The following is a 22,693-nucleotide window of genomic DNA, read 5'->3' on the forward strand; positions in this document are numbered from 1 at the left end:
GCAGCGCACGCCCGGAGCCGTACCCGCACAAGACCGGGGGCGCGGTGGCGGGTCGCGCCCCGGTGGGCGTCTAATTGGCGGATGGAACTGATGAACCCCACCGACTCGGTATTTCTGCTGGGCGAATCCCGTGAGCACCCGATGCACGTCGGTGGTCTGTCGCTATATGAGCCCCCCGCCGGCGCCGGTCGGGAGTTCGTGCGAGAGTTCTACGACAGCCTCGTCGCGCAGCAGGATTTCCAGCCCACCTTTCTCAAGCGCCCGGCGACTTTCTTTGGCGGAATCGCCAACCTCGGGTGGTCCTACGACAAGGACGTCGACCTCGACTATCACGTTCGGCGCTCCGGGCTGCCCTCTCCCGGGCGGGTCCGCGATCTGCTCGAGTTGACTTCGCTGTTGCACAGCAGCCTGCTTGATCGCCACCGCCCGCTGTGGGAGGCGTACGTGATCGAAGGCCTCAAGGACGGCCGCTTCGCGATCTACACCAAGATGCACCACGCCCTTATCGACGGCGTGTCGGCACTGAAGCTGATGCAGCGCGCACTGTCCAACGACCCCGACGACGATGAGATCCGGGCACCCTGGAGCCTGCGCAAACCCAAACCGGACGCTGCGCCGTCGTCGCGGCTGCGTTCGCTGATGCATACGGCGGGATCGCTTGCCGCACTTGCCCCGTCGACGGTGTCACTGGCCCGTGCGGCGCTGTTCGAACAGCAGCTGACGCTGCCGTTCGGAGCCCCGCGCACCATGCTGAACGTCAAGATCGGCGGCGCCCGCCGCTGCGCGGCGCAGTCATGGTCGGTGGACCGAATCAAGAACGTCAAGAGCGCGGCGGGGGTGACGCTCAACGATGTCGTCCTGGCGATGTGTTCGGGCGCTTTGCGGTATTACCTGCTAGAGCAGGACGCCCTGCCGGAAGCACCGCTGCTGGCGATGGTCCCGGTGAGCCTGCGTCACGAGGACGAGGCCGACGCCGGCGGCAACCTGGTCGGAGCCATCCTGTGCAACCTGGCCACCGACATCGACGATCCCGCCAAGCGGCTGGAGACCGTCAGCGAGTCGATGTACAAGAACAAGACGGTGTTCGCCCAGTTGCCGCGAGTTCAAGCTTTGGCGCTTTCCGCGGTGAACATGAGTGCGCTGGCGATGTCGATGGTTCCCGGATGGGTGAGCTCGACGTCGCCGCCTTTCAACGTCATCATCTCGAACGTGCCGGGCCCCCGTGAGCAGATGTACTACGGCGGTGCTCGCCTGGACGGCAGCTATCCGCTGTCTGCGATTCTCGATGGCCAAGCGCTGAACATCACCCTGGTCAGCAATGCCGACAAGCTGGATTTCGGTCTGGTCGGGTGTCGGAGCAGCGTCCCGCACATGCAGCGCCTGCTAGCGCACCTGGAGTCGTCGCTGAAAGATCTGGAACGCGCCGTCGGAGTCTGAGCCCGGTGCCAAAACTCAGTGCGGGTGTGTTGTTGTACCGGATCCGCGACGGTGTCGTCGAAGCTTTGATCGCGCATCCGGGCGGGCCGTTCTGGGCCCGCAAGGACGACGGGGCGTGGTCGATTCCGAAAGGTGAGTACACCGACGGCGAAGATCCCTGGGCCGCGGCGCAGCGCGAGTTCTCCGAGGAGCTGGGCTTAGCCGTTCCGGATGGGCCACGCCTCGACCTCGGCACGGTCAAACAACCAAGTGGCAAGGTGGTCACCGCCTTCGCCGTCCGCAGCGACCTCGACGTTACCGAAGCCCGCAGCAACACCTTCGAACTGGAGTGGCCGAAGGGCTCGGGCACGATGCGGGAGTTCCCCGAAGTCGATCGGGTCGGGTGGTTCCCGGTGGCGCAGGCACGCAGGAAACTACTCAAGGGACAGCTGGCCTATCTCGATGCGTTGATGGCGCGTCGAGAGTTGGCGGGCTGCACCGAAGGGGTTTGACGAGCGGAAGGATGTTCCAGACGTGAAGACGTTGCGAACACCCGACGAACGCTTCGACGACTTGCCAAACTTTCCTTGTACTGCAAGGCATTCCGATGTTTCCGATAACGGCGGCGGCACGCTTCGGATCTTCTGGGTCGGGCTACGATGCGCCGTTCCCCGATGACCAACACCGCGCCGCTAAGCGCTGCGGCGCCGCTGGCGGCGGAGCACGACAATGATCACCGTCACCGCGATCACCGCGAGCACGAATCCGGCGAACAGGATCAGCTCGATGGGGATCACGACATCGTGATCGACGTAGATCACCTGCCGGTAGGTGTCATCGTTGGCGGCGTTGCCGAACGTGAAGTCCGAGGAGATTCGTTCCGGCTTAGGGATATTCACCGCGAGCTTGGTCAGATAGCCGCCGTGATTCGCCGTCAGTTCACGTAGCAGCGAATTCTGAACAGCGGCAGCGATGTTGCCCGCGAACTGAACTTGGACGGCCTGGGCTGAGGCATCGGCGTCGGTGCGCTGCTGTCGATGATCGGACAGCGTGAAGATCGTGACTTGTTGTGGGCCCCCGGCGGCCGCGCAAAGGCGCATGGGATAGACCAATTGCGTCGATGGGAAGGTCATCCGCACTGGGTTGAGACCACCCACGATGGGGTTTGAACTGGTCAGCCGGATCGCGACGAACGACCAGCCGTCGCGTAGGTAAGGGCCCAGTGCTTCCGACACGGCGGGACGGATGGCATAACCGTTGTCGCCCAACCACTTTTGCAATCCGCTCAGGTCACCGCCGGCCAGCGTGGTGGCCTCCAGCGGCCCGAGGTGGACCTGGTTGACCACCGTGGGTCCCCTGGGAGCCGCGGCCTCGAGCGGGGCGTGCGCAGCCGAACCCGTCTGCCCCAGCACCCAGTGCCGGCGCTGTTGGACACGAGGGGCGGTGAGGGTGTCCAGCTCGGTGAATGTCGCCTTGTCGCCTTCCGTGACGGTCGCCGGCGCGGGGGTGGGCACTACCAGGGCGACGTTGTTCGTGTCGGCGTTCAGGGCGATCTGCATGACGACGGTCTCGCTGGATCCATCCCAATGTACCAGCGCCACTTCATGATTCATGGTGGCCTGGCCGCCGGCGGGAGGGACCACCGCACCGCACGCACAGGCGTGACCCGGAGCAGCTACGGCCACATTGGCCAGGGTAGCCAAGAAAACGGCGATCAGGCCCAACCCGCATGTACGAGGCACCTTCATGGCGACATGCTAGTTGCTGAAGCGGGTACGGTCACGCCGTTCTCAGTGCGAATTAAGGTGCGGCATGCACAATGTGAGCATGACGACTGCGTCGATTCAGCAGCCCCCAGAACCCGCCGACCAGGCCGAATCCCAAAAGTTGCTATTCGGATTCCTCGATCCGGCCAATCGGGCCGATCCATATCGGCTGGGCGCACAGTTTCGTGACCGTGGGCCGATCCTGCTGCCCGACGCGCACCTCGTCGTTTTCTCGAGCTACCGCGACTGTGACGACGCCCTGCGGCACCCGTCGTCGAGCAGCGATCGGATGAAGTCGTCGCGCGCCCAAGAGCAGGTCGAAGCGCAGATCCGGGAACTCACCGCCGCCGGTGCGCCGCCGCCGGCGCAAGTGCCGCCGGGATTTCTGTTCCTTGACCCCCCCGATCACACGCGGCTGCGCAAGTTGGTCAGCAAGGCGTTCGCGCCGAAAGTGGTCAGTGCGCTGCGGCCCGACATCAGCGTCGTGGTGTCCGGAATGCTCGACAGGATCGCCGAGAAGGGCTGCTTCGACGTCGTCGAAGACTTCGCTTATCCGCTGCCGGTGGCGGTCATCTGTCGGCTACTCGGTGTGCCGCTGGACGACGAGCCGCAATTCAGCCATGCGTCAGGACTACTCGCGCAATCACTGGACCCGTTCGTCACGTTCACCGGCTCGGCCTCCGATGGCCTGCAGGAACGCCTCGACGCCGGTGCGTGGTTGCGGGAGTACCTGCACGGCTTGATCGATCGGCGGCGCTCGCAGCCCGGTGACGACTTGATGTCGGGCCTTGTCGCGGTGGAGGAGTCCGGCGATCAGCTGGCCGAGGAAGAGATCGTCTCGACCTGCCTGCTGTTGCTGGTCGCCGGTCACGAGACCACGGTCAACCTGATCGGCAACGCCATCCTGGCGATGCTGCGGCAGCCGTCGCACTGGGCTGCGCTCGGTGCGGACGCCAACCGCGTCTCGGGGGTCGTCGAGGAGACCCTTCGGTATGACCCGCCGGTGCAAATGGTTGGCCGAATTGCCCTAGAAGACATGATGATTGGCGGCATCGAGGTGCCCGAAGGTGACGTGATGATGCTGCTACTGGCCGCGGCGCATCGGGATCCCACCGAATTCGATCGGCCCGACATCTTCGACCCGGATCGGGGAGTACTGCGGCACTTAGGTTTTGGGCGAGGGATTCACTATTGCCTGGGCGCCTCGCTGGCGCGGATGGAAGCCGGCATTGCCCTGTCGGAGGTGACGGCGCGTTTTCCGCAGGCGCGCCTGGACAGCGAGCCGCAGTACAAGGCGAACGTCACGCTGCGCGGACTATCGGAGCTGACGGTGGCTGTCTGAAAGCTGCGGGTTGCGATCAGTGACCCGGGCCTAGCTTGGGCGCGAACTCCGGGCAGTAGTAGGTGACCGAAGCGGCGATGAAGAAGGCGGACTGATTCCGGTCTAGACCGGAGTGCTGAATAAGGTATTGGTACGCAGCCTCTTGGTAGTCGAGCATGGCGCACACTTCCTGGGCATCCTCGATCACGGCGGCATCCGGTGCGTTGACCCCGATCCCATTTGCGCGCACCTGACGGAGGAAGTCATCCGTTGGAGTTGCCTGCGCGACCGGCGCCGCCCCTACCAACACAAGCCCGCTAGCCGCCAAGATTCCCAGGGGCTTCCGCGCGGCCGCCACAGCGTTCATTCGTTGACTTCCTTTCGACCTATCGATCAAGGATCTGCTTCCACCGCCGGTCAATACGGAGGGAGACCATAAGCGGCCTCAGTGCACGTGGACCAAACAAGCGGTAAAGAATTATGACCCATCACGACGCCATTTGCCTGCCTGCCAAAAGGCACGGCTCGGCATGGGTTAGCGGCTTTCGATCCCGCCGCTTATATCCAAGGCCCGGCAAGATGTCGCCGCGGCTGAATGTGACCCGCTGCTCGGGGCCTATCCAGGGGTGTATTGCGGGCAGAAGTATTGCACCGAGACGGCCACGAACATGGCGGATTGCTTGTCGTTCAGACCGGAGTTCTGGTCAAGGTATTGGTAGGCCGACTCTTGGTAGTCGAGCATGGCGCACACTTCCTCGGCGTCCTCAACCAAGGCGGCATCTGATTTGTGCAGCCCAACTCCATTTGCGCGCACCTGTCGAAGGAAGTCATCCGTGCCACTTGCATGTGCGACCGGGGTGCCCGACGAAAGCGCGATGGCCGCCAAGATTCCTAGGGGCAAGGACCTCATGAATGTCGATGAGTTCATCCGTTGACTTCTTTCCGTTAACCGTCTAGACATCAACGATCCGCTTTCGCCGCGGGCACTGCAACGGATTTTCGCTTCTAGGTAGCTGTGCAAACGCTGTGTGGACCTCGCGCGAAGTGGCCTCCCGCGCGGATTCCGAACGTGTAGTGAAGCCCGCCCGAGCTGCGGGAACGCAATCGGCTCTAGCCGAGGCCCGGCACGATATCGCCGAGGCTGAAGCTGACTGGTTGCTCGAGTTGCTCGTAGTTGCATGAGCGCGGATCGCGGTCGGGACGCCACCGGCTGAATTGCGCGGTGTGGCGAAACCGCCGACCTTCCATGTGGTCGAAACGGACCTCGACGACCCGCTCGGGCCGCAGCGGGACAAATGAGAGGTCCTTGCCGGCGTTCCACCGGGAGGTTTCGTGCTTGCGTGGGGTTCGTTCGCCGGCCTCGGATGCGGCCCAGTTCCACGGGTGGTCTTCGAAGCCGGTGACGAGTGGCTGCAGCTCGGTGAACAGCCGCCGCCGTTCGGCCATCGGAAACGCGCCGATCACGCCGACCGACGCGAGCTGGCCGTCACCTTGATAAAGCCCGAGCAGCAGGGACCCAATCGTGTCGCCGCCCGATTTGTGCACTCGATAACCCGCGACCACGCAGTCGGCCGTCCGCTCGTGCTTGATCTTGAACATGACGCGCTTATCCGGCTGGTATGTGCCGGTCAGCGGCTTCGCGATCACCCCGTCGAGACCCGCCCCCTCGAATTCCTCGAACCATTGTTGTGCGGTGTGCAAATCGGTGCTCGCCGGCGTGACATGAAACGAGTGCCCGGAATCCGTCAAGGCTTCAACGAGGGCGGCGCGCCGCTCGCTGAACGGGCGCCCGGTGAAGTCATCGTCGCCGAGGGCCAGCAGGTCGAACGCGATGAATGCCGCCGGGGTGTGCTCGGCGAGCATTCGCACCCGCGAATCGGCCGGGTGAATACGTTGTTGCAGTGCCTCGAAGTCCAGGCCGTGATCGGTGGCGATCACGATTTCACCGTCGATCACGCAGCGCTGCGGCAGCTCGTCCCGGGCCGCCGCGACCAGCTCGGGGAAGTATCGGGTCATCGGGCGCTCGTTGCGACTGCCCAGTTCAACTTGATCGTCGTCGCGGAAGCAAATGGATCGGAATCCATCCCATTTGGGCTCATACGACGCATCCGGCGGGATTGCCTTGACCGATTTGGCCAGCATCGGCGAAACCGGTGGCATGACGGGCAAGTCCATTGGTTCATTCTGACGTGCGCCGTGCTGGAATCGAGAGATGGCTGCGGCAGCAGAAGAGCTCGACGTCGACGGCGTCTCGGTGCGACTCTCCAACCCGGACAAGGTGTATTTCCCGAAACTGGGATCCAACGGCACCAAGCGGCGGCTCGTCGAGTATTACCTCGCGGTGGCGCGCGGCCCGATGCTGGACGCCCTGCGCAACCGGCCCACCCACCTGCAGCGCTTTCCGGACGGCATCGACGGCGAGGAGATCTACCAGAAGCGGATACCGCAGCATCATCCCGATTACCTGCAGACTTGCCGGGTTACCTTCCCGTCGGGACGGACCGCCGACGCGCTGATGGTGACCCACCCGGCGGCCATCGTCTGGGCGGCGCAGATGGGCACGGTCACGCTGCACCCGTGGCAGGTGCGCTGCCCCGACACCGAGCACCCGGATGAGCTGCGCATCGATTTGGATCCGCAACCCGGCGTCGGCTTCGAGCAGGCGCGCTCGGTTGCAGTCGATGTGTTGCGGCCGTTGCTCCACGAGCTCGGCCTGGTCGGCTATCCCAAGACCTCCGGGGGGCGCGGGATCCACGTGTTCCTCCGGATCGCCACGGGCTGGGATTTCATCGCCGTCCGCCGGGCGGGTATCGCGCTGGCGCGCGAGGTCGAACGCCGTGCGCCGCACGAGGTGACCACGTCGTGGTGGAAAGAGGAACGCGGCGAGCGCATCTTCATCGACTTCAACCAAAACGCCCGGGACCGCACGATGGCCTCGCCGTACTCCGTGCGACGCACGGCGATCGCGACCGTGTCGATGCCGCTGACGTGGGACGAGTTAGCCGGCGCGGAGCCGGACAATTACACGATGGCGACCGTGCCCGACCTGGTGTCGGGCCGCGACGACCCATGGGCCGGCATGGACGAAAAGGTGCAATCCCTGACCCGGTTGCTGGACATGGTCGAGGCCGATGAAGAGCGCGGCCTGGGCGATATGCCCTATCCGCCGAATTACCCGAAAATGCCCGGCGAACCGAAACGAGTGCAGCCGAGTCGGGATACCGATCTGACCAGGAAAAATAAGTCGAATTGAATGAAGCTGCGCGATAGGTGCGCATGCCGGTGGTGATTAACCTCTGCAATTACCGTCCGCGTGCATGCCACATTCTGGCATTCTGTCGTCAAATCGTCGCGTATCGCCGTGGTACGGGAATTACTGCGGTCTAGGCGACGACGGCCGGGGGCCTAACGAATGGAGCGGCATGTCTGGTCTCAAGAGCAAGCTCATCCTCGCGGCGATCCTCACCGCTGCCGCCACCGCGACCGCGGGATGTACGGTGCCTTTCACGGTTGACTGCGGCACTTTCACCTGCTCTTTGGGCTAACTAGTTCCTGACGGGCGAGGCGCCTGTCGGCAGAATCATCATCGTCACCGGAAATTTCAGCGTCGCGCTGCCGCGGGAGAGCGTGCAGTACACGATTTCCATTTCCAGCGGCGCCTGCCGTATCGGGCGGGTTTCCATCTCCAGGTGGGGCTCGAGGTAGTGCGGGGTCGCAAGCCAGTTGAGGCCGCGCTGGATTGAATCGACCAAGTTCATCCACCCGACTCTACGCTTGCGCTGAAAGGTGTTGTTGCACAACACTTTCACTAAATCAAGGTGCGATGGTCAGCGCGGCTTCAAAGATAGCGGGGACACTTCCGGGTCCGTTGTTGTCGGCTGGCCGACTACGACTGTGCCGGCCGCGGCAGCAGCCCCCGGCGGCCCACCAGGGTTGCGCCGCTGCGCGACGGCAACGCCCAGGCGGCGACCAGAGCGATCAGCGCACCGGTCGCGCCGGCCACCGGCGCCGGCCCTGCCGGTCCACACAGCACCATGTAGCCAAAGGCCGAACCGACGACAAGCAAAGCCGAATGGAGCAGTGTCCAGCTCAAGATCGAGCGCAGGCGGAACGACAACGCGATGCCGAGTAGCAGCGCAACCACGTGACCAACGGCGGTGAAGTCCGCACTCAAGGCTGCGGCGATGGCGTTGCCGAGCCACCAACCGATCCAGATGGGCCGCCAGCGTGACGGTATAGACGCGGTGAGCGCCCCCAGGACACACACCGCGCCGTAACTCATCCCCACGTCGGTGGCGCGCGCTAAGGACATCGGCAACCAGCCGGCCGTGAGCGCAGTGGCCAGCCAAGCGGCGACGACCAAGGTAGCGCCAATGTGGCCGAGTGTGAATGTGACGACCAAACCCTTACTGCGCCAGATCAGTTCGCCCAGGGCCAGTAAGCACACCAGGCCCGGCAGCCAAAGCAGCACATGTCCGCCGTCGCTGAGAAATGCGCTGCCGACCAACGTGGCCACGTGGCCGTTCGCCAGATTGTGCACGTTGGTGCTCATCTCACTCACCGCGACGTCGTGTGTGTGCGGGCCGAGCGCCGTCAGTAGGAAAGACACCCCCAGCAGCATGGCGGCGTACCCGATGGTGACAGGCAACCACGCCGCCACGGACACCAGCCGCGATCTCATCGTTGTCCAACGATTTTCGCGGAGCACTGTGGTTGCACCTTCGTGGGTGTTCCGGGAAGCGATCGGCGGCCAACTGCCGCCGTATGGGTCAACAGCCATGTCAGACATGCCTATTCCCCCTTCGCGTCGTCGATATCCATTGTGACGGAGCCGGAGCGGTGTGGCGGGTGAGACCAGTCACAGTCACGGACCAGCAGGTCAGCGAGGGTTTCTCGGCGCACCAGTGCGCGAGGCCGGCCGTTGGTGACCGCGATCAGGGGCGGACGGCCCACCAAGTTGCAGGCGGCGCCCATCGAATAGTGATAGGCGCCAGTACACGCCACCGCCAGCAGATCGCCGGGATGGACGTCGTCGGGCAGCTCGATGTCACGCGCGATCTCTTCCCCGGCCTCGCAATGCCGGCCCACGATGGTGACGGGTGTGGTTGAGGTTTGTTCGTGCCAGTTCGCGAGCGCCACAGTATGTTTCACGCCGCGCAATCCCTCATGCGGGTTGTCGGCCATTTCACCGTCCACGACGACGAAGGTGCGCCCCTCGGGCTGGTGTTTGACGGCGATCACCCGGTACAACGTGATTCCCGCACGCGCCGCGATCGCTCGGCCCGGTTCGATCACGATCTGCGGGCGCGGGTAACCGTAGTCGGCACAAGCGGATGCCAGCGCATCTTCGAGGACTGCGGCGAGTTCGGGTGGGCCGAAGTCAGGGTCGCCGGCGACATAGGGAACCCCGTATCCGCCGCCGAGGTTGAGCTCACCGAGTACGACGCCGTGGCGATCGCGCACCTGCGTCATCAGGGCCACCAATTCCCGGATCGCCGCACCGTAGAGCAGGGGGTCGGTGAGTTGCGATCCAAGGTGACAGTGCAATCCGACCAGGTTCAGCGACGGCTGATCCAGCACGCGCTTGACGGCACCGGTGGCCAGGCCGTCCGCCACGGTGAAGCCGAAGCCGTCGTCGCGCTGTCCGCGAGCCTCGACGTCGGGAATCACCCGGATCAGCACGCCCTGGCGACGGCGAACCCGCGCGGCCAGTAGCGCGATCTCGTTCGGGGAATCGATGACGATGCGGCCTACCCCGGCGTCGAGGGCGCTGTCCAGCTCGGCGGCGGCCTTGGCATTGCCGTGCAAGATGATCCGGGACGGCGCCACCCCGGCGGCCAATGCGGTGGCCAGTTCTCCCGACGACCAGACATCCAGGCCGGCATCTTCGGCGGCGGCCCATTCGGCCACCGCGGTGCTCAACAGCGCCTTGCCCGCGTAGACCAGTTCGACCCCGGGCAGCGCGGCCCGATAACCGCGGAGACGGGCCCGAAAGTCCTGCTCATCCAGCACATAGGCGGGTGTGCCGAACTCGGCGGCGATGTCGGTCGCGGCCACGCTGCCGACACAGAGCCGGCCCAATTCGTCGATGGAGGCACTCAACGGCCAGATTGCGCGATCGAGTTGTGGACGCAGTCCGTGCCGAGGCGACAAAAGCAGCTCGAACAGCGTCATACTTCCAAGTTGAGGTCTGCGGCGGTGCCCGGCCACCGTCTTAACGAATTTTTCACACCCGCGTGATCAATCTTCACGAATTTTGCGGTGGCGATGCGATCTCCGCCCCGGCTCGCCGCAATCTGCGCGCTTCTGCTGATGTTTTGCTGCTCTTGGACGCCCCATGCTGGCTAGCCTGAGCGAGATTGATCCACGTGCGGGGACGCCGCTGGTGGATTGGAGTGAACTTGGCGTGAGCGGACGCGGCTGTGGGAAACCCAGCCCGCGGAGATGGGCGCGGCCATCGCACGGCTGAATCAGGCAGTGTCGGACATCTCCGCCACGTATGACGGCGTACGGCCCGTCGAGCAGGGCGAGGGCGACAGTTTCGTTGCGGCGTTCGCCCGTGCCTCCGACCCGGTCGCGGCGGCATTGGAGTTGCAGCGGGCACCCCTGACGCCGGCTGAGCGCGAGGTGGTGCGGCTGGTCAGCGGGGGACTGGGCAATAGCGACATCGCCACAGGACTTTTCGTGTCACCGCGTACGGTGCAGTCCCATCTCACGCACGTCTGCACCAAGCTGGGTTTGACTTCTCGCCTACAGCTCGCTCGGGAAGCCGCCCGGCACGCTCAGGCGACGTGAGTGATGCAGATCGACGCCTCGCCGAACTCTTGACGACCCCGTCCCGGGGCTGTTAGACATGGCCTGCGTTACTTATTTGGGCGATCGCTCAAAAAGTACTCGGTGGAGGTTGCCATGGGCCGAATGGACGGCAAGGTCGCATTCGTGACCGGTGCGGCGCGCGGGCAGGGCAGAAGCCACGCGGTTCGGCTCGCGCAGGAGGGAGCCGACGTCATTGCCGTCGACATCTGCCGGGACTTCGAGAACTCCCCGGTAGCTGGTGCGACGCCGGAAGACCTGGACATCACCGCTGGGATGGTCAAGGACGCCGGGGGGCGCGTCGTGACGGCCGAAGTCGATGTGCGGGATTTCGAAGCATTGAAAGCCGCCGTGGACAGTGGCGTCGAGCAGCTCGGCCGCCTTGACGTCATCGTGGCGAATGCGGGCATCGGTACCACCGCGGGCAAGCTGCACAAGGCCAAAGAGGCGCTGTGGCAAGAGATGATCGATGTCAACCTGAGCGGCGTGTGGAAGACCGTGAAAGCCGGAGTGCCGCATGTGCTGGCTTCAGACCGAGGCGGTGCGATCATCCTGACGTCGTCGGTCGCCGGGAACAAGGCCTATCCGCATGTGGGTCACTACGTCGCGGCCAAGCACGGCGTCATCGGGCTGATGCGGTCGTTCGCCGTCGAATTAGGGCAGCACATGGTCAGGGTCAATGCCGTCCTGCCGACGCACGTGGGTTCGCCGCTGCTGTTGAACGAGGCGACCTACCGCGCCTTCCGGCCGGAGCTGGAAAACCCTGGACCCCAAGATCTTGCGCCGGTGTGCCAAAGCTTTCACTATCTGCCGATCCCGTGGGTGGAGCCCGAAGACATCAGCAACGCAGTGTTGTTCCTTGCCTCCGACGAAGCGAGCTACATCACCGGGGTAGCGCTGCCGGTGGACGCCGGCAGCTGCCTGAAATAAGGGAAAGCTTCGATGACCGTCACCAACGACACCGAGGTCTACTACGACCCTTACGACGTCGGCATCAACTCCGACCCGTATCCGACCTACGCGCGGCTGCGCGACGAGGCCCCGCTCTATTACAACGAGCAGTACGACTTCTGGGCGGTGTCAAGGCATTCCGATGTCGAGCACGGGCTGGCAAACTGGGAGACATTCTCGAACCGTCGCAGCGACATTCTCGAGTTGGTCCAGTCGAAATTCGATATGCCCCGCGGCGTCATGATGTTCCAGGATCCACCCGAGCACACGATGCTGCGCGGGCTGATGTCGCGGGTGTTCACACCGCGCCGAATGGCCGAAATCGAAGATCAGATCCGGCGGTACTGCATCCGCTGTCTGGACCCACTCGTCGGGTCGTCGGGCTTCGACATCATTGCCGAGCTCGCGTCGATGATGCCGATGCGGGTGATCGGAATGCTGCTGGGAATCCCTGAATCCGAACAGATCTCGGTGCGCGACGCCAATGACGCCAACCTGCGAACCAAGCCGGGAGCGCCGCTCAAGGTCGCCAACGCCGACTCGATCGCCGACGGCCGGATCTACGCCGACTATGTCGAATGGCGATCGAAGAACCCGTCCGACGATCTGATGACGACACTGCTCAACGTCGAGTTCGACGACGAGGATGGGGTGCACCGAAAGCTGACCCGCAAAGAGGTGCTGCATTACACCCAGGTAGTCGCCGGTGCGGGCAACGAGACCACCGGGCGGCTGATCGGCTGGCTCGCCAAGGTGCTCGCCGAAAACCCCGACCAGCGTCGCGAGATCAACCAGGATCGGTCGCTGCTGAACCGCACCGTAGACGAGACACTGCGCTTCGAGCCCACCGGACCGCACGTAGCACGGTGGATGGCAAAGGATTTCGAGTGCTACGGCACCACCGTTCCGGCGGGAAGTGCGATGCTGCTGCTGTTCGGCGCGGCCAACCGCGACCCTCGCCGGTACACCGATCCGGATACGTTCAACATCCGTCGCGACAACATCTCGCACATCACCTTCGGAAAAGGCGTGCACTATTGTCTCGGGGCGAACCTGGCCCGGCTGGAGGGGCGCGTCGCCCTGGACGAAATACTCAACCGCTGGCCCGAGTGGGATATCGACTACGACACAGCGCAGCTCGCATCGACCTCGACCGTGCGCGGCTGGGAGAGACTGCGGGTCGTGCTGCCCTGAGCCGCTTGGCTCAGCCCTGGGCTCCGCGGTCTCGGCGAGCCTTGGGTTCCGGCATCTCGAACCGGTCCAAGAGGCGATTGACCAGCGCGACGGCCGCGTCGTGCCCCCCGGAGGAACCCAGCCCTTCTTCCAAGATCAGGGTGCGGCCGATCGAGGCGATGAAGACCGCGATGGCCGCGGGCGGAAACTCGTCGGTATCGATGTCGTGTTCTCGGATGATGAAATTCAGAGCGGTGATCTGCTGCTCGCGCCACCGGTCCGACCACGCGGCGATCTCAGCACGAATCTCCTTGCGGTGGTTAGCAAGTCCCATGAACTCCAGCAACAGCCGGGTGTCCTTGGGCGCGATCAGCGTGTCCCAGAAAGCGTGCAGCGGCCGGTCGGAAGACAAGGCCTGCTGCTGACGCTCCAGATAGACAGCGGCACCGATGCGGAAGACAGCCAGATACAGCTCGTCCATAGTCGGGAAGTAGTAGTGCACCAAGGCCGGCTTGACGCCGGCTTTGGCGGCGACCCGCCGCGACGTGGCCGCGGCATAACCCTCTTCGACCATGATCTGACTCGTCGCCGCCACCAGCATGTCGCGCGTTGTGGAGTCCCGTGCCTTCGGTCGCTCAGATGCGGTCACAGTCCGGTCTTATCACACCGCGGGTTCGGCAACCATGCCGAAGAACGCGGCGCCGGAGTCTGGGATGCGATTCTGCTTGAACACATTGACGGCGTAGGAGACCAGAATCATCGAATACAACAGGTGCAGCAGCCGCTCGGCGTCCTCGGGTAACTCGTTGATGTCAAGGGCGTCGAGGTGGGCGATCGCTTCCTCGGCTCTTGGCGCGATGGCGTCGTAGAACGTGACGAGGTCGTCGTAGGGCTTGGACAGCCGCGCCTCGTAGCGTTGTGCTCGGGTCGGCAGAGCCCAACCGGCGACAAACGGTACGAGGTCGGCGAAACCTTCGGGCAGCGTCATGACGACTCCCCGGACTGGTGGGCGTTGACCGTGTCACGGACGACCGCGTGGAACTGGCGGATCAGCAATTCCTGGTCGCTGAGATGGAAGGTGTTCAGCGCCCGTGTCTTCAGCGCCGAATGTGTCGCTTCGATGGTGTTCACATCCTGCATCGCGAACTCGATTGTGCTGTCCACCAACAACTCCTGCGCCAACCGATCCCGCGCGTTTTCCGGCGGCACGAAGTACATGTCGATCTCGTAGATGTGCGAGTCGACGGTTTCCGGCCAGTAGGTGTAGGTGATGTAGTAGCCGCGTGCCCAGATCTGGATCGAGATGTTTGGGAAGACCCAGAATTGGTCGTTACCCCATGAGGCGATGCCGCCGCGGTTGAGGAAATCGGGGACTTCATTTCCGAGACCGATATCGGGCACATCGTCGGGACCGAAAAGCTCTGCGCGGAACAGCTTGTAGACCCAACGTTGGTCCTGTCGAGCGGGTCCGGCGGTGCCGGGGTCGCGCGGCGGCAGCGGCGGCGGCCCGGGTACCGAGGTAAGCATGTGCGGCCGGAACAGTTCGTAGTGGTAGGAGTCGACGGGCGGCACCATCTGCTCGGCTTTGGAGACGTCGGGATCGATGAAGCGGCCGTGCACGTAGGGCGGGTGGTACCACTCGCACACCGAGTCGACGGCCAGCTTCCAGTTGCCTTTGATCCGGGTCGAGAACCCGTAGCGCTGCGTCATCTTCTCGAACGGATATGACTCGATACCGAGCAGGCCATCGCCGAGGAAGCTGCGCAGCGGCAACGGATCTTGGGCCAGGTTGACGAAGATGAACCCGGCCCACACTCCGCAGTGCACCGGTGGCATGCGCAGGCTGGTCTTGTCGAGGTCGAAGAATTCTTCCTCGTTGGTGATGTGGTTGACCTTGCCGTCCAGGCCGTAGCGCCAGCCGTGATACTTGCAGGAGAACGCGCGGCAGGTGCCGGATGACTCCTCGCCCGGGTGCTCCTGCCAGACGACCTTGTTGCCGCGGTGGGCGCACACGTTGTGGAATGCATGAACGGTATCGTCGCGGTCGCGGGCGATCACGATCGAGGCAAGCCGGCCGGGTAGGTCGCGGGTGAAGTAAGAGCCCTTGCGCGGCAAGCGTTCAATACGCCCAACGCACAGCCAGTTTCGCTTGAATACGGCCTTGCGTTCGGCGGCGAAGAACTCCTCGGAAATCGAGTCTTCGTAGTTGACCGGGCCGGTGCCCAGCTCGGGGTAGTCGGTGGTGAACTTGCCGCGGCCGGTCGACAGTCGTTGCTGGATACTCGTCACGAGGGGACTCCTTCATGCGAGGATGCGCCATTGCTCCAGGGCTCTTCGTCCCAGGCCCGATCCAGCGGGGCCATCTCGCCGCCGAACGGGAAGAAGGCGCGCTGTGCGTAGGTTTCCCGCGCCAGACCGTGGCCGAGTTCGTCGAGGAACGCCCGCTTGAGTGGGTTGGTGAACAGCTGGCGTGAGTAGCGCAGCGTCAGTGGCGGGCGCTTGACCAGTTCGCGTGCGAGTTCCCAAGCCCGGTCCAGCAGTTGGTCCTTGGGCAGCACTTCGTTGACGACGCCCCACTCCTTGGCCTCTTGCGCGCCGAGCTTCATGCCGGTCAGCAGGAAGTAGCGGGCGCGGGTGTGGCCGGCCAAGAAGCTCCAGATGACGTGCTGGCCGTCGCCGGGCACCTGACCGCGAGGGAAGTGGGATGCGTCCTGGAAGTAGGTGTCCCCGGAGGCCAGCACAATGTCGCCGAGCAGTGCCACCTCGGAGTGGATGTTGCACGGCCCGTTGACGGCGCTGATCATCGGGACATCGACGTCGAGCACGTTGGTGATCAGATGCCTTGCATACCAAGCCTTTTCGTCGAGCTTGACCAGGCCACGGGTACCGGGCATCAGCAGGTACTCGGGCTTGTCGACCAGGTCTCCGTTGGGCAAGCGTCCCCAGTTGGCGTTGTAGTTCTCGCCGGTGCCGGTGTGGATCAGGACTTTGATCTCGCGGTCCCCGGCGATGTCGGCGAACGCATCCGACATGTCGTCGTGCGCACGCCAGTCCCAGACCAGGCTGCCGCCGTTGGTGTGGCACTGCATGAACAAGATTCCGTCGTCGGTGAGTTCGAATCGGTAGTTCGCATACCGATCCTGGTACTCGCTAAACCTCGTCCGCTTTGCCATAGAGCCGTCCCATTCTTTGAGCGATCGCCCAAATGGTCCCACCTCAGCCAGCAGCGGTCAAGGCTCAGCGCCCGTGTAGCAGCGCCACCACGGGCGCGAAGGATTCGATCTGCGACTGCTGCACTGTGACGTAATTGACGCCGAGGCATTCGCGGCGTGAACTCAGCAATTCCCCAACGCTTTCCGACGACCCGACCAGCACGTTGGGGTGATCGCGCAACAGGTCGACGGCAATGCCTGTCGACTTCGCCAGCCCCGCCAGCGCGGCATCGGCATCGTCGGTGATCTCGGTGAAGTACGGCGAACTCTCGACGTCGAGACGCCCGAACCGGTCACCGGCCGCGGCCGCGACGTAAGCGATTCGCTGCTCGGCGACCGCCCGTGGATCGTGGCCGTCGTCGTCACGGGCCACAAACGGCACGCTGGAGATGCTGACGATGTCGGCTTCGCGACCGGCCAGCGACAGGACACGCTGCCCACCACCGCCGATCATGATCGGCGGATGCGGTTGCTGCACCGGTCGCGGCCGTCCGGCGTATCCGTGCACCCGGACGAAGTCACCCGAATAGTCGAGCTCCTCGCCCCGCCAATGCGCCTTGATGAGCGCGACCACCTCGGTCAGCTTCGCGATCCGTCGACCGGGACGGTCGAACTCCAGTCCTAGTGCGCCGTACTCGATTTCGCTCCAGCCGGCTCCGATCCCCAATTCCAGACGCCCGTCGGAGAGCAAGTCAAGTGTGGCCGCTTCTTTGGCCAACACCGCGGGCACGTGATAGTCGACGCAAAACACCCGGCACCCGATGCGCAGCGTCTCGGTCACCGCGGCAGCGGCGGCCATCGCGGCAATGGGAGCGAGGTCTTGGCGCGGGGTGCGGGCGGCGCGCTGTGCGGGGCCAGGACCCAGGTAGTGGTCCGCGAGGAAAAGTGTTGAGTACCCGAGGTCTTCGACTTTGCGAACGGTATCGCGCCATTCGCGGCCGCCGGCGGCGTTGGTCGCTTGGACTGCGAAACGGAACGGCGGCCTGTCCATCACCGGACCCTAAATTGCCCGGCATTCGATATTCAAGGCCCGTTACTTGACCGCTGTTGACGCGGGGTGATAGTCATGGGAAGCCAGTTGGTTGGGCGATCGCTCAGGAAGATGGGACGAGGATTGAGCGCGAAGACGGCTGTGGTGACCGGTGGTGCATCTGGAATTGGCCGCGCCGTTGCCGAACGGTTGCGCAGTGACGGGCTCGCGGTGGCCGTCATCGATCTTTCCGCCACCGACGACGGCTTCGGGTACGTTGCCGACGTCACCGACCGGGCCCAGGTGGACACCGCCGTATCTGCGATCCGCGAGGCGTTCGGGCCGATCTCGGTGCTGGTCAACGCGGCGGGGGTGGAGGGCTTCAAGAAATTCATCGACATGTCCTTCGCCGATTGGTCCAAGGTCATCAACGTCAATTTGCACGGCGTCTTCCACAGCATTCAGGCCGTGCTCCCAGACATGGTCGAGGCGGGTTGGGGCCGCATCGTCAACATCTCGTCGTCCAGCACGCACTCCGGCCAGCCATTCATGGCCCACTACGTGGCGGCAAAGTCGGCAGTCAACGGCCTGACCAAGTCATTGGCCCTCGAATACGGGCCGAGCGGGATCACCGTCAACGCCGTTCCGCCCGGGTTTGTCGACACCCCGATGCTGCGTAGCGCCGAGAAGCGGCACCTGCTTGGCGGCACTGTGCAGGACCACATCGCACGCACCCCGGTGCGGCGAGTAGGCAAGCCGGAAGACATCGCCGCTGCGTGCGCCTTCTTCATCTCCGACGAGGCCAGTTACATCACCGGACAGATCCTTGGCGTCAACGGCGGTCGCAACACCTAGAGAGGGGCCTGGCAAGGACATGTACGACTCGGAACAACTCTTCATCGACGGGAAGTGGGCCGCCCCGGCTTCGGGTGAGGGTTCTCAAGCCGCCATCTCGGTGCTGTCCCCGCACAGTGAGGCCGTGATCGGGCGCGCGGAGTGCGCGGGGCCCGCTGACGTCAACCGCGCGGTCGATGCCGCCCGGGCGGCTTTCGACACCGGACCGTGGCCGCGCATGCAGCCGGCGGAACGTATCGAGGCGATCACCCGGCTGGCCGGCATCTATAAAGAGCGGCGAGCCGACATGGCCGCACTGGTCTGCGCCGAGATCGGCGCTCCGATCACGTTTGCCAAGAGGGCGCAGGTGGGGCTGCCGCTGACCATCATGTCGGCGTTCTGCAATTTCGCGTCCGGTTACGAATGGCAACAGGACCGTCCCGGCCTCTACGGCAAGAACATCCGGATCCGCAAGCTTGCCGTGGGCGTCGTCGCCGCGGTGGTGCCGTGGAACATGCCGCAATTCCTCACCGTGACCAAGGTGGTGCCGGCGCTGCTGGCCGGTTGTTCGGTGGTGCTCAAGCCCGCGCCCGAATCGGTGCTCGATGCCCAGCTGCTCGCTGAACTGGTTGCGGCAGCAGACCTTCCGCCTGGCGTGTTCAATGTGCTGCCCGGCGGCCGTGAAGTCGGTGAGCTCCTGGTGGCCCATCGCGGCGTCGACAAGGTCTCGTTCACCGGCTCCACGCCGGCCGGCCGGCAAGTCGCCCTTGCCTGCGCCGAAGGGCTAAAACAGGTGAGCCTGGAACTGGGCGGCAAGTCGGCGGCCATAGTGCTCGACGACGCTGATCCCGTGGCAGCAGCCTCCGGCATCCAGATGGCCAGCCTGGCCAACAGCGGACAGGTCTGCAATGCGCTGAGCCGGATCCTGGTGCCCGAGAACCGCAAAGGCGAGTTCGTCGACGCGCTGGCCGCCGGGATGGCGTCGATGACCGTCGGTGATCCGGCGCAAGCCGGCACCCAGATCGGCCCGCTGGTGGCGCAACGTCAACAGCAGCGGGTCCGCGACTACATCGAGTCGGGCAAAAGCGAAGGGGCGCAGCTGGTTATCGGCGGCGCCGACATGCCCGACGGCCTCGACACCGGTTGGTATGTGCGCCCGACGCTGTTCAGCGACGCGACCAATAACATGCGGATCGCGCGCGAGGAGATCTTCGGCCCGGTGCTGACCGTCATTTCCTACCGTGACGAGGATGAGGCGATCCGGGTCGCCAACGACTCCGAGTACGGGCTGGCCGGATCGGTGTTCACCGCCGACGTCGAGCGCGGGTACGGCGTCGCCGCCCGGGTACGGTCGGGCACCTTCGGCGTCAACGAGGGCTACATCATGGATCCGGCCGCACCCTTCGGCGGCGTCAAGAACAGCGGGTATGGCCGGGAACTCGGAGTCGAGGGAATCGATAGTTACACTGTGAGCCAATCGATTTCGGCCGCCGCAACCAATTAGCGGCTCGCGCGGCAACCGGGCGGTGCGCAACGCCATGATTAAGAACTTCGCAACCGGGGAATTGTCGTGGGAACCATCCAGAGATAAGGAAAACGCGTGGCCCCGAGTTTCCAGGACATCATCCAGTCCAAGTACCTGCTGCTGACCACCTTCACCAAGGACGGCCGTCCCAAGCCGACGGCGATCTGGGGTGTGCCCGAGGGCGACAAGCTTCTCGTCATCACCGACGACGGCTCGTGGAAAACCAAGCGGATCAACAACACACCCCGTGTGACGATCGCCAACAGCACGGCCCTGGGCAAGCCCAAAAGTGAAGAGGTCGGGGGAGTCGCCCGCGTGCTACCTAAGTCCGAGACGCGGCGGGTCTACAACGCGGTGCTCAAGCGGTATTGGTATCACGCCCCGTGGTTCTACCTGCACTCGATCGTCCGTGGCGGTATCGACAAGGTTCACGTCGGCCTGGAGATCAAACCCACCGCTTAGCAACGCTTCCCGCGGCTCTGCGCCGTTGGATAGGGTTGACGCGTGGCACCGGAACCGACCCGCACTCCATCGCCGATCTTGGCACTTGTCGCGGCTGCCCGCGTCGGAGTCGGAGCCGCGATGCTGCTCGCGCCGGATCGATTCTTCAAGCCCGACTCGGGTACCGAGACGCTGCTGATGCAGACGATCGGGATACGGGACCTGGTTATCGGGTCGGGTGCCTGCGTCGCGTTGTTGCGTGGCGGCGATTTCCGACACTGGGCCGCGATGGGCTTGGTCAGTGACAGCGCCGACCTGCTACTCGGGCTGCGCAGCCGACCCCTCGTCGGCACCAGGAGCGCGCTGATCGCGACGCTGGCGCCGGTACCGTTCGTCGGAGCCGGTGTGCGCGGCTTCGTCCGCGGCCTTCGCAAGACCGGCTAGTCGCCCGCCCTGCGTAACGCGTCAATCGCGTCAGCCACGGTCTGTCGCGGGTCCCGATAGCTAACGCCGAGTTCTTTCTCGCTGGGCGAATCATCGGATGCCGGTATCTGCGTGTAGTACTGCATTCCCGCCGAGGTGAACGGCGTATCGAACGGAAGAAGCCGCTTGGCTCTATCCAGAACCGCGCCCGCGACGCGTAACGCAGTGTCCGGAATCGGAAGCGCGACCATCGGCGTATCCGCGGCGTGGCCGAGCATCTCCGCGAGCTCGGCCGCCAGAACACGGTGGCCACCGGCGGTGTAGCGGCGCGGGCCGCGGCCGGGCTCCAGCAACGCGGCGTGCACCGCGGCCAGATCGCGCACGTCGACGATCAGCCACCCCCCGCTACGGCCGGGAATCACATGCATCCCCAACGCCGCTTTGAGGCCCTCGCCGACCTCGCCGTATTGGTCGCCGACCGGTGGGCCCAGCACCATGCCGGGGTAGGTGATGATCACCGGGGCGCCGGCGTCCTGCAGGCCGCGGGCGTAGATGTCGACCTGGGCCTTGGAGGTTCCATAGCCATCGGCCCCGCCGACGACCGGAAGATCGGCCGTCATCGTCGCCAGGTTGGGGTGGAACAGCGCGGTGAAGCTCGATACGTGCACGATCGGGTCCAGACCGAGCTCGACCGCTTGACCGAGCACGTTTTGAGCGCCCTGCATATTCGTGGTCAGCATCTCGTTGGTCTGGCGCGGATCGGTCGCCACCAGAGCGGCGCTGTGCACCACGGCGTCGCATCCCTGCAGTGCTTCCCGCACCGAGACACGATCGGTGATGTCCCCGACGGCGTAGTCCGATACGTCGACGCCCAGCTTGGCGACCGAGGAGTGCAGCCGATCGGGATTACGCACCAGGAACCGAACCGAATGCCCCGCGTCAGCGATGGCTTTCGCGGTCCACCCACCGACAAATCCAGTACCGCCCGTTATCAGAATCCGCACGCAGCGATTCTGCAAGGCTTGTCGCTCGCGGGGCAACCTGGCGGGCGTTAACTACAGGTGACTGGCGACGAAGCTCGCACCCTGGCCCGTCATTCCGTTGACAACGTAGGAGGCATGCGCCGCGCCGTCGTTGCCGCCGCCGCAGATCGGATCGCCGGGAGCGCACAGCTGCAGCGTCTTGGGCTGGTACAGCGGGCCGATGACGATATCCGGTGCGCCGTAATGCTCGAGGAACTGATTCGACGGCGTGCCGAACAGAATGACGGCCGCGACATGGTTGGCGACGTCGGATGGCATCGGCGCCGGCACCGACGCCGCGGGAACGTTCTTCGGGACGGCTGAGGAGGTGACGAAACCGGCCACCGCCGCGCCCTGCGAGAAACCGCCCAGCACTTCCCGGGTCTTGGGGCAGCTTGCCGCCATCGACTCGATGTGCGAGGTGGCGTCCCGAATCCCGTCGATGAACGTCGCCGGGAAGTCGGGGTTGCTGAAGTCGTTGCTGGCCGGGTAGTTCACCGGGTACACCGCCAGCGACCGGCCACCGATCTGCCCGCGCAGTGCGTCGACGAAGCTGGAACCGATGCCGCCGACACCGGGCGGCTCGCTGGTGCCACGGGCAAATACCAGGTCGACATCGGGACACGGCTCGGCATCTGCCGACGGCGCGTGGCTGCTGAACAGGACGGCGGCCGTCATCAGCGCGGCGACCCCGGCGGCCGCCGCCAGCTTGCGCATCCGAGTGTTGATCAACTTCACGACGTTCACCTTCATCCCACCCAGTCGAGTCCGGGTCTGCCTTTTGTCGGTATTCGATACAGACGGCGATAAGGATTGCCCAAACCGT

The 22,693-nt window shown here is 64.5% G+C and carries 25 protein-coding genes and 1 pseudogene; 12 read left to right on the plus strand and 14 right to left on the minus strand.

What is annotated here, in order from left to right:
- The first annotated feature begins 81 nt into the window (after positions 1-81).
- Both H7K34_RS09790 and H7K34_RS09795 read left to right on the plus strand, forming a co-directional pair.
- On the plus strand, positions 82-1,437 hold the full coding sequence (locus H7K34_RS09790) for a WS/DGAT/MGAT family O-acyltransferase (protein WP_108920146.1): 1,356 nt from the start codon (positions 82-84) through the stop codon (positions 1,435-1,437).
- A gap of 5 nt (positions 1,438-1,442) precedes the next feature.
- Positions 1,443-1,928, plus strand: a complete 486-nt coding sequence (locus H7K34_RS09795) for an NUDIX domain-containing protein (RefSeq protein ID WP_264061713.1) — start codon at positions 1,443-1,445, stop codon at positions 1,926-1,928.
- 180 nt (positions 1,929-2,108) lie between these two features.
- Here H7K34_RS09795 and H7K34_RS09800 read toward each other — a convergent pair whose 3' ends face one another.
- Positions 2,109-3,164: a DUF2330 domain-containing protein gene (locus H7K34_RS09800; protein WP_264061715.1), complete on the minus strand. Its 1,056-nt coding sequence runs from the start codon at positions 3,162-3,164 to the stop codon at positions 2,109-2,111.
- A gap of 79 nt (positions 3,165-3,243) precedes the next feature.
- Between H7K34_RS09800 and H7K34_RS09805 the strand changes: the two genes are divergently transcribed.
- Positions 3,244-4,524 carry a cytochrome P450 gene (locus H7K34_RS09805; RefSeq protein ID WP_264061716.1) on the plus strand — a complete coding sequence of 427 codons (1,281 nt, stop codon included), beginning with the start codon at positions 3,244-3,246 and terminating at the stop codon, positions 4,522-4,524.
- Between the two features lie 16 nt (positions 4,525-4,540).
- Here H7K34_RS09805 and H7K34_RS09810 read toward each other — a convergent pair whose 3' ends face one another.
- From H7K34_RS09810 to H7K34_RS09820, 3 genes are all read right to left on the minus strand, one after another.
- On the minus strand, positions 4,541-4,870 hold the full coding sequence (locus tag H7K34_RS09810; RefSeq protein ID WP_264061717.1) for a DUF732 domain-containing protein: 330 nt from the start codon (positions 4,868-4,870) through the stop codon (positions 4,541-4,543).
- A 249-nt stretch (positions 4,871-5,119) separates the two neighbouring features.
- Positions 5,120-5,683 (minus strand): DUF732 domain-containing protein, encoded by a 564-nt coding sequence (locus tag H7K34_RS26750; protein ID WP_308205442.1) that lies wholly within the window; start codon positions 5,681-5,683, stop codon positions 5,120-5,122.
- A complete protein-coding gene (locus tag H7K34_RS09820; protein WP_264061719.1) occupies positions 5,614-6,678 on the minus strand; it encodes an ATP-dependent DNA ligase in 1,065 nt (354 codons plus the stop codon). The genes H7K34_RS26750 and H7K34_RS09820 overlap by 70 nt, the downstream gene beginning before the upstream one ends.
- Before the next feature lie 37 nt (positions 6,679-6,715).
- On the opposite strand from H7K34_RS09820, the gene ligD reads away from it, so the two are divergent.
- Both ligD and H7K34_RS09830 read left to right on the plus strand, forming a co-directional pair.
- Entirely contained in the window at positions 6,716-7,756 is a 1,041-nt protein-coding gene (gene ligD, locus H7K34_RS09825; protein WP_264061721.1) for a non-homologous end-joining DNA ligase, read from the plus strand.
- A gap of 169 nt (positions 7,757-7,925) precedes the next feature.
- On the plus strand, positions 7,926-8,048 hold the full coding sequence (locus tag H7K34_RS09830) for a hypothetical protein (protein WP_261859453.1): 123 nt from the start codon (positions 7,926-7,928) through the stop codon (positions 8,046-8,048).
- Here H7K34_RS09830 and H7K34_RS09835 read toward each other — a convergent pair whose 3' ends face one another.
- The 3 genes from H7K34_RS09835 to lysA all read right to left on the minus strand — a co-directional run bounded on the left by H7K34_RS09835 (position 8,049) and on the right by lysA (position 10,677).
- The gene (locus H7K34_RS09835; protein WP_264061722.1) at positions 8,049-8,261 is read right to left on the minus strand and encodes a hypothetical protein; all 213 of its coding nucleotides are present in this window, start codon (positions 8,259-8,261) and stop codon (positions 8,049-8,051) included.
- 128 nt (positions 8,262-8,389) lie between these two features.
- On the minus strand, positions 8,390-9,184 hold the full coding sequence (locus H7K34_RS09840) for a rhomboid-like protein (protein WP_264992784.1): 795 nt from the start codon (positions 9,182-9,184) through the stop codon (positions 8,390-8,392).
- A gap of 110 nt (positions 9,185-9,294) precedes the next feature.
- The gene (gene lysA / locus H7K34_RS09845; RefSeq protein WP_372510729.1) at positions 9,295-10,677 is read right to left on the minus strand and encodes a diaminopimelate decarboxylase; all 1,383 of its coding nucleotides are present in this window, start codon (positions 10,675-10,677) and stop codon (positions 9,295-9,297) included.
- 240 nt (positions 10,678-10,917) lie between these two features.
- On the opposite strand from lysA, the pseudogene H7K34_RS26910 reads away from it, so the two are divergent.
- From H7K34_RS26910 to H7K34_RS09865, 3 genes and pseudogenes are all read left to right on the plus strand, one after another.
- Positions 10,918-11,298, plus strand: a pseudogene (locus tag H7K34_RS26910) (helix-turn-helix domain-containing protein); the annotation flags it as partial.
- 114 nt (positions 11,299-11,412) lie between these two features.
- A complete protein-coding gene (locus H7K34_RS09860) occupies positions 11,413-12,246 on the plus strand; it encodes a mycofactocin-coupled SDR family oxidoreductase (RefSeq protein WP_264061724.1) in 834 nt (277 codons plus the stop codon).
- 12 nt (positions 12,247-12,258) lie between these two features.
- Complete coding sequence (locus H7K34_RS09865) at positions 12,259-13,461, plus strand: cytochrome P450 (RefSeq protein ID WP_264061725.1); 1,203 nt, start codon at positions 12,259-12,261, stop codon at positions 13,459-13,461.
- Between the two features lie 10 nt (positions 13,462-13,471).
- On the opposite strand, the gene H7K34_RS09870 is transcribed toward H7K34_RS09865, so the two are convergent.
- From H7K34_RS09870 to H7K34_RS09890, 5 genes are all read right to left on the minus strand, one after another.
- Positions 13,472-14,041: a TetR/AcrR family transcriptional regulator gene (locus H7K34_RS09870; protein WP_264062411.1), complete on the minus strand. Its 570-nt coding sequence runs from the start codon at positions 14,039-14,041 to the stop codon at positions 13,472-13,474.
- A 60-nt stretch (positions 14,042-14,101) separates the two neighbouring features.
- Positions 14,102-14,428 (minus strand): hypothetical protein, encoded by a 327-nt coding sequence (locus H7K34_RS09875; RefSeq protein ID WP_264061726.1) that lies wholly within the window; start codon positions 14,426-14,428, stop codon positions 14,102-14,104.
- Positions 14,425-15,729, minus strand: coding sequence for an aromatic ring-hydroxylating oxygenase subunit alpha (locus H7K34_RS09880; RefSeq protein ID WP_264061728.1), 1,305 nt, complete (start codon positions 15,727-15,729; stop codon positions 14,425-14,427). The genes H7K34_RS09875 and H7K34_RS09880 overlap by 4 nt, the downstream gene beginning before the upstream one ends.
- Positions 15,726-16,613, minus strand: coding sequence for an enoyl-CoA hydratase/isomerase family protein (locus H7K34_RS09885; RefSeq protein WP_264061729.1), 888 nt, complete (start codon positions 16,611-16,613; stop codon positions 15,726-15,728). Before H7K34_RS09885 ends, H7K34_RS09880 begins: the two co-directional genes overlap by 4 nt.
- Positions 16,614-16,677: 64 nt before the next feature.
- Positions 16,678-17,643, minus strand: coding sequence for a TIGR03621 family F420-dependent LLM class oxidoreductase (locus tag H7K34_RS09890; protein ID WP_264061730.1), 966 nt, complete (start codon positions 17,641-17,643; stop codon positions 16,678-16,680).
- Between the two features lie 111 nt (positions 17,644-17,754).
- Between H7K34_RS09890 and H7K34_RS09895 the strand changes: the two genes are divergently transcribed.
- The 4 genes from H7K34_RS09895 to H7K34_RS09910 all read left to right on the plus strand — a co-directional run bounded on the left by H7K34_RS09895 (position 17,755) and on the right by H7K34_RS09910 (position 20,866).
- Positions 17,755-18,477, plus strand: coding sequence for an SDR family NAD(P)-dependent oxidoreductase (locus tag H7K34_RS09895; protein WP_264062412.1), 723 nt, complete (start codon positions 17,755-17,757; stop codon positions 18,475-18,477).
- A 19-nt stretch (positions 18,478-18,496) separates the two neighbouring features.
- Complete coding sequence (locus tag H7K34_RS09900) at positions 18,497-19,960, plus strand: aldehyde dehydrogenase (protein WP_264061731.1); 1,464 nt, start codon at positions 18,497-18,499, stop codon at positions 19,958-19,960.
- Positions 19,961-20,056: 96 nt separating this feature from the next.
- Positions 20,057-20,443, plus strand: a complete 387-nt coding sequence (locus H7K34_RS09905; protein ID WP_264061732.1) for a PPOX class F420-dependent oxidoreductase — start codon at positions 20,057-20,059, stop codon at positions 20,441-20,443.
- Between the two features lie 42 nt (positions 20,444-20,485).
- Positions 20,486-20,866 carry a hypothetical protein gene (locus tag H7K34_RS09910; RefSeq protein ID WP_264061733.1) on the plus strand — a complete coding sequence of 127 codons (381 nt, stop codon included), beginning with the start codon at positions 20,486-20,488 and terminating at the stop codon, positions 20,864-20,866.
- Here H7K34_RS09910 and H7K34_RS09915 read toward each other — a convergent pair.
- Both H7K34_RS09915 and H7K34_RS09920 read right to left on the minus strand, forming a co-directional pair.
- Entirely contained in the window at positions 20,863-21,849 is a 987-nt protein-coding gene (locus H7K34_RS09915; protein WP_264061734.1) for an SDR family NAD(P)-dependent oxidoreductase, read from the minus strand. The genes H7K34_RS09910 and H7K34_RS09915 overlap by 4 nt on opposite strands.
- Before the next feature lie 51 nt (positions 21,850-21,900).
- A complete protein-coding gene (locus H7K34_RS09920; protein WP_264062413.1) occupies positions 21,901-22,545 on the minus strand; it encodes a cutinase family protein in 645 nt (214 codons plus the stop codon).
- Positions 22,546-22,693 lie beyond the last annotated feature (148 nt).

Source organism: Mycobacterium montefiorense (genome assembly GCF_025823255.1).
Taxonomy (GTDB): Bacteria; Actinomycetota; Actinomycetes; order Mycobacteriales; family Mycobacteriaceae; genus Mycobacterium; species Mycobacterium montefiorense.